This window comes from Streptomyces durbertensis (assembly GCF_014156695.1).
GTDB lineage: Bacteria > Actinomycetota > Actinomycetes > Streptomycetales > Streptomycetaceae > Streptomyces > Streptomyces durbertensis.
Window position 1 is genome coordinate 1 of the sequence record NZ_WMLF01000370.1, and the last position, 5,388, is coordinate 5,388.

The window sequence follows — 5,388 nt, forward strand, 5'->3', positions numbered from 1 at the left end:
TAAGAGACAGGTGCGGGGGCGCAGCCGATCGCCTGTGGCCGGGGGGCCGCGTTCGACGGCCTCGACTCGCGCGGCCCCGCTTGCCGGGACCGGCGGAGGGCCCGCGCCGACGGTAGGGGGCCCTGTCGACCTCACCGCCGGCGCAGGCGCGGGCGATCCGGGGTCAGGTCGCGTCGGCTTCGAAGGTGCGCAGCAGGTCCGCGGCGACGCTCACGGCGATCGTCGCGGGTTCCTTGCCGGTGATGTCGGCCAGTCCGATGGGGGTCTTGATCCGATGAATCGCGGCGTTGTCGTGGCCGCCCTCCTCGGAGAGGCGCTTGCGGAACCGCGCCCACTTGGCCGCCGACCCGATGAGCCCGATGGAGCCGAGATGGGGGGTGCGCAGGGCGGCGTCGCAGAGGGCGGCGTCCTCGGCGTGGTCGTGGGTCATGATCAGGACGTGGGTGCCGTGCGGCATCTCTTCCAGCACCTCCTCGGGCAGCAGTGGCGTGTGGTGCGTGTGCACCTGCGCCACGGCGTCCGCGAGTACGTCGAGCCGCTCCTTGGAGAGGAGGTCGGAGCGGCTGTCGACCAGGTGGAGGTCGAGGTCCTGTCGTGCCAGGACGCGCGCGAGTTCCAGCCCGACGTGGCCGACGCCGAAGATGGCCACCGCCCGTACCACCGGCAGTGGTTCGAGCAGCACCGAGACCTGGCCGCCGCAGCACTGCACGCCGTGCTGGTTGGTCACCTTGTCGTTCAGGGCGAACTCCATCAGCTCCGGCTCCGGCTTGAGCGTGGCGATCATCTCCCGGGCCCGGTCGATCGCGACGGCCTCGACGTTGCCGCCGCCGATCGAGCCCCACGTCCCGGTCCGCCCCACGACAAGCTTGGCGCCGGCGTCTCGCGGGGCGTGACCGCGCACGGCCGCGACGGTCACCAGCACACCGGGCTCCCGGCGTGCTCGCAACCGCGCGACCGCGGCGATCCACGTCATGTCAGGCACCGCTCAGCGCTTCCGAGCCGGTTCGGGTCCCGGCGCCCGTGGCCTGCCCGTTCGCGGCGCGGCCGGCACCGGCGTGGCCGTCGCGGGCCACGCCGTCACCGGGGAAGCCGTCGCGGGCGTTGTCGTCCTGGCGGACCGACTGGATCGCCCAGTACACCGCCTCCGGCGTCGCGGGGGACGCCAGCTCGACGCCGACCCCACCCGGCCCGAACGCGGCGACGGCCTGCCGCAGCGCCTCCCGCACCGAGAAGGCCAGCATCAGCGGAGGCTCGCCCACGGCCTTGGAGCCGTAGACCGCGCCTTCCTCCGTGGCGTTCTCCAGCAGCGTGACGTTGAACTCCTCCGGCATCTCGGAGAAGCTCGGCAGCTTGTACGTGCTGGCCGCCTGGGTCTGGAGCCGTCCGCGGTGCGGTCCGTCGCCGGTGTCCCAGCGCAGGTCCTCCAGCGTCAGCCAGCCCGCGCCCTGCACGAATCCGCCCTCGACCTGCCCGATGTCGATCAGCGGGGAGAGGCTGTCGCCGACGTCGTGCACGATGTCCACCCGCCGGATGCGGTACGCGCCGGTGAAGCCGTCGACCTCGACCTCGGTCGCGGCGGCGCCGTTGGCGAAGTACTTGAACGGCGAGCCCCGGAACGTCTTGGCGTCCCAGTGCAGCCCCTCGGTCCGGTAGAAGCCGGCCGCCGACAGTTGCACCCGCTGGAAGTACGCGGTGCGCACCAGGTCGTCCCAGGCCAGCTCCGCGTCGCTGCCCAGGGCGCGTGCCACGCCCTCGACGATGCGTACGTCCGACGCGTTCGCGCCCAGTTGCGAGGCGGCCACCTGCAGCAGCCGCCCGCGCAGCTGTTCGCAGGCGTTCTTGATGGCGCCGCCGTTGAGGTCTGCTCCGGAACTGGCGGCTGTCGCCGAGGTGTTGGGCACCTTGTCGGTGCGGGTCGGGGCGAGGCGGACCTTGTGCGCCGGGATGCCCAGGGTGGTCGCGGCCACCTGGATCATCTTGGTGTGCAGACCCTGCCCCATCTCGGTGCCGCCGTGGTTGATCAGGACCGAGCCGTCCTTGTAGATCAGCACCAGCGCCCCGCCCTGGTTGAAGGCGGTGAGGTTGAACGAGATGCCGAACTTGATGCCGGTGATCGCGAGCGCCCGCTTGGTGTGGGGGTGCGCGGCGTTGAAGGCGGCGATCTCGCGCCGGCGGTCGGCGAGGCCGGCGTTCTCCTTGACCTGCTGCCAGGTGGTGGCGATCCGCTCGGCCTGGGTGACGGGCTGGCCGTACGGCGTCGTCTGGCCCTGGCCCGGCTGGTAGAAGTTGCGCTCGCGCAGCTCCATGGGGTCGAGGCCGAGCCGCGGCGCGACACGGCCGAGGATGTCCTCGATCACCAGCATGCCCTGGGGTCCGCCGAAGCCGCGGAAGGCGGTGTTGGAGACGGTGTTGGTCCTGGCGATGCGGCCGGCGACGCGCGCGTTCGGGATCCAGTAGGTGTTGTCGATGTGGCACAGCGCCCGGGCGAGGACCGGCTCGGAGAGGTCCAGGCTCCAGCCGCCGTCCGCGGTCAGCGTCGCGTCGAGCGCCTGGATGCGGCCGTCGGCGTCGAAGCCGATCTTCCACGAGGCGTGGAACCCGTGCCGCTTCCCGGACATCGTCAGGTCCTGCGTCCGGTTGAGGCGCAACCGGACCGGGCGGCCGGTCAGCTTGGCGCCGAGCGCGGCGACGGCGGCGAACCCGTGCGGCTGCATCTCCTTTCCGCCGAAGCCGCCGCCCATCCGCAGGCACTGCACGGTCACCTCGTGCGAGGGCACACCGAGCACGTGGGCGACGATCTCCTGCGTCTCCGACGGGTGCTGGGTGCTGCTCTGGATGAACACCTGCCCGCTCTCGTCGACCTGGGCGAGGGACGCGTGGGTCTCCAGGTAGAAGTGCTCCTGGCCGGCGAACTGGAACTCGCCGGTGAACACGTGCGCGGAGTCGGCGAAGCCGGCGTCGATGTCGCCGGTCTCCATCAGCGGCCTGGCGCCGTGGTAGCTCCCCGCCGCCATCGCGTCCTGGAGCGTGACCAGCGCGGGCCGCTCGTCGAGCTCCACCTCGACGGCCTCCGCACCGAGCCGGGCCGCCTCCAGGGTCTCGCCGAGCACCCAGGCGACCGCGTGGCCGTGGAACATGACCTCGTCGGGGAAGAGCGGCTCGTCGTGCTTCATACCGGCGTCGTTGACGCCGGGCACGTCCGAGCCGGTCAGCACCCGGACCACTCCGGGCACGGCGAGCGCCGGCTCGGCGCGCAGCGCGGTGACCGCGCCGTGGGCCTTCATGACCTGGACCGGGTAGGCGTGCAGCACGTCCTTGGTGCGCTGCACGAGGTCGTCGGTGTAGAGCGCGGTACCCGTGACGTGCAGGACGGCGCTCTCGTGCGGCATCGAGAGGCCGACGACGGGCATCTCGGGGCGCTCGGACAGGTGACTCATGACGACACCGCCTCGGTGGTCTGGGCGTGCAGCTTCAGCAGGCTCTGGCCGAGCATCGCGGAGCGGTACGCGGAGCTGGCGCGGTGGTCGCTCATCGGCGTGCCCTCACCCCGCAGTACCTGTGCCGCGGTCCGGGCGGTCTCCGCCGACCACGGCCTGCCCTCCAGGGCCTCCTCGGTGGCGAGGGCGCGGACGGGGGTCGCGGCGACGCCGCCCAGGCCGATGCGGGCCTTGCGGACGATGCCGTCCCGGACGTCGACCGCGAAGGCGACCGCGACGCTGGAGATGTCGTCGAAGCGCCGCTTGGCGATCTTGTGGAAGGCCACGACCGGCGACAGCGGGAGCGGAACGCGCACCGCGCGGATCAGCTCGCCGGGACGGCGCACGCTCTGCCGGTAGCCGGTGAAGTAGTCCGCCAGCGGGACCTCGCGCTCACCGTCGGCGTCGGCGAGCACCAGCGAGGCCTCAAGGGCGAGCAGCACCGGCGGGCTGTCGCCGATGGGCGAGCCGGTGCCCAGGTTTCCGCCGAGGGTGGCACCGTTGCGGATCAGCCGGGACGCGAACTGCGGGAAGAGTTCCGCGAGGAGCGGGACACCGCCGTCGAGGCGGCGTTCGATCTCGGTGAGCGTCAGCGCCGCGCCGATCTCGATCACGTCGGACTCGACGCGCAGTTCCCGCAGTTCGGGGAGGCGGTCGACGGCGACCGCGCAACCCGCTCGGCGGGAACGGATGTTGACCTCTACGCCCCAGTCGGTGGAGCCGGCCACCACCACCGCGTCAGGGCGCTCGCGCAGCACCTGCAGCGTCTCCGCCAGGGTCTCCTTCCGCAGGAACGCGCTGCCGTCCTGGGCGTAGTCGGTGGCGACCGGCGCGGGCGGCGCCTGCTCGCGTCGTCGCGCCAGCGGGTCCTCGTCGGTGGGCGTCCCGACGGCAAACGCGGCATCGCGGATCGGGCGGTAGCCGGTGCAGCGGCACAGGTTGCCGCTCAGCGCGTGCAGGTCGAACCCGTTCGGGCCGTGCTCGGCATCGGTGCCGTCGGCGGCGTCCCCGTGCGCACAGCGGTTCGGCCGGTAGTACTCGGCGGCCATGCTGCAGACGAAGCCCGGCGTGCAGTACCCGCACTGGGAGCCGCCGCGGACCGCCATCTCCTCCTGCACCGGGTGCAGGGCGGGAGGCGTGCCGGGTTCGCCGGCGCCGGCGAGACCTTCGGAGGTGACGACCTCCTGGCCGTCGAGCGCCGCGGCCGGGACCAGGCAGGCGTTGACCGCCACCCAGTCGGTGGGCTTGTCCACCCCGGGGCGGGCCACCAGGACCGAGCAGGCGCCGCACTCACCCTCCGCGCAGCCCTCCTTGGTGCCGGTGAGCCCGCGCTCCCGCAGGAAATCCAGGACCGTGGTGTGGGGTGCGCACGGCGAGATCGGTGTTTCTTTCCCGTTGACCGTGATCCGCGCCTCTGTCATGACAGACCTTCGTTTCGGTGCATGATCGGTCGATTCATCATGTTCGCCAATTCCAGGCAGCTTTCTGTGTTCGGGCGCGCACAGGAGACGGTCGGGCGCAGAACGGCACGCGTCAGCGGCGTACCGGAAAGTAATGGCGGGGAAACCCGGAATGCGCCGCAGAAAGGCGCATCAGAACGGCTTGCTCAGCAGCCGTGCGCGATCCGACCCGGAACCCAGACAGTGCTCTGGGCGAGACGACCAAGGTCAGAGTTGGCGTTCATCTGCCGGTCGCCTCCTTTCGATGGTTATACGGATCGACTTGTACCGCAAATTAGTGGCAGGGACCACACCTGTCAAGAGGTGGGCCTTGGAATGTGGACACACGGTAAGGGTCCGAACGCCTTGAGAACCGGTCCGATCGCGGGCTGGGCCGCGGGCGAAAGCCCCGGGGCGGGCTGCGCGGGTAGCCAGACGTGGTCAGCGGGGGGCCGGGGTTCTGTGGGGGACGG

General features: G+C 71.7%; 3 protein-coding genes. All 3 read right to left on the reverse strand.

The genetic code is table 11. The features are described from left to right. Positions 1-163: 163 nt before the first annotated feature. Genes xdhC through GL263_RS20540 form a run of 3 tightly spaced genes read right to left on the reverse strand, consistent with a single transcriptional unit; the run spans position 164 to position 4,897 of the window. Complete coding sequence (gene xdhC / locus GL263_RS20530) at positions 164-973, reverse strand: xanthine dehydrogenase accessory protein XdhC (RefSeq protein ID WP_182857204.1); 810 nt, start codon at positions 971-973, stop codon at positions 164-166. A 1-nt stretch (position 974) separates the two neighbouring features. After that, the gene (gene xdhB, locus GL263_RS20535) at positions 975-3,437 is read right to left on the reverse strand and encodes a xanthine dehydrogenase molybdopterin binding subunit (protein ID WP_182857205.1); all 2,463 of its coding nucleotides are present in this window, start codon (positions 3,435-3,437) and stop codon (positions 975-977) included. Beyond that, positions 3,434-4,897 (reverse strand): xanthine dehydrogenase small subunit, encoded by a 1,464-nt coding sequence (locus tag GL263_RS20540; protein WP_182857206.1) that lies wholly within the window; start codon positions 4,895-4,897, stop codon positions 3,434-3,436. The genes xdhB and GL263_RS20540 overlap by 4 nt, the downstream gene beginning before the upstream one ends. Positions 4,898-5,388 lie beyond the last annotated feature (491 nt).